Source organism: Aphanothece microscopica RSMan92, from assembly GCF_046613545.2.
GTDB lineage: Bacteria > Cyanobacteriota > Cyanobacteriia > PCC-6307 > Cyanobiaceae > NIES-981.
In genome coordinates, this window is the sequence record NZ_JBKKKY020000216.1 from 1 (window position 1) to 990 (window position 990).

Below are 990 nucleotides of genomic sequence, written 5' to 3' on the forward strand. Positions count from 1 at the left end.
CGCGCAGATTGACCCAGTCATTCTCCGCGTAGCCGGCCGCGTTGATGTTGTCCCCGGCCGCCCCGGTGGTCAGCGACACCCGCTCGATCCCGCGGATGTTGAGCCCCGCCGCGGTGCCCTGCGCCGTCGTCTGGCTCGCGGCCAGGTTGATCGCCACCGAGGCGACCTCGGCCGAGAGATCGGCCTCCCAGAAGTCGGTGCCGGTGCCGCCATTGATCTGCGCATCGCCGGTGCCGCTGCGCAGCGTGTCGTTGCCCGCGCCGCCGACCAGCGTATCCGTCAGGCTGCCGCCGCGCAGGTCGTCATCCCCGGTGCCGCCGAAAATCTGGAAGCGTTCGAAGCTGTAGTAGTCGATCTGGTTCGCCGCGGTCGCGTAGCGTTGCCAGCCATACCCCGTGTCGGCCCAGGTGATGCCCCTGGTCTCGCCGCTCCCGTTCATGATCAGCAGGTCCTGCCCGCCACCGCCATGCGCGTAGTCCCGCCCGCGGCCGCTGGAGAAGCTGTCATCGCCATCGCCCAGCCAGACGCTGTCCGAACTGCCGCCGGCGCGGGCGACGACGGTGTCGTTGCCGATGCCGAAGGTGCCGTGCAGCCGCTCGATCCCCGTCACCGTATGCCCGGTGCTGACCACCGCGTTGTCGGTCGCGATGTTGACGCTGGTGCTGACGAAGCCGCTGAAGTCGAACTGCCAGGTGTCCGAGCCGATGCCGCCATGCACCACGTCGATGCCGAGGCCGCCGCCGCTGTTCAGCCAGTCATTGCCGGCATTGCCGGCCAGGATGTCGTTGTCGTCGCCGCCACCGAAATTGTCGTTGCCGGAGCCGCCGGTCACGTCGAACCGCTCGAAGCCCGCGAAATCCGTGTAGTGCGAAAGCCCGTCCCGGTCGCCGATGCGGTTCCAGCCATAGCCGATGTCCCAGCGCGCGATGTCCGCTGACAGGGTGCTGTAGTTGACGATCAGCGTATCGGTGCCGCCCTCGCCATTCACAT

At 68.2% G+C, this 990-nt stretch carries 1 protein-coding gene; it reads right to left on the reverse strand.

Annotated elements, in window-relative coordinates; genetic code table 11:
* Positions 1-990 (reverse strand): calcium-binding protein (locus ACLD7X_RS17070; protein ID WP_411424884.1); only part of this gene is annotated, 990 nt, incomplete at both ends.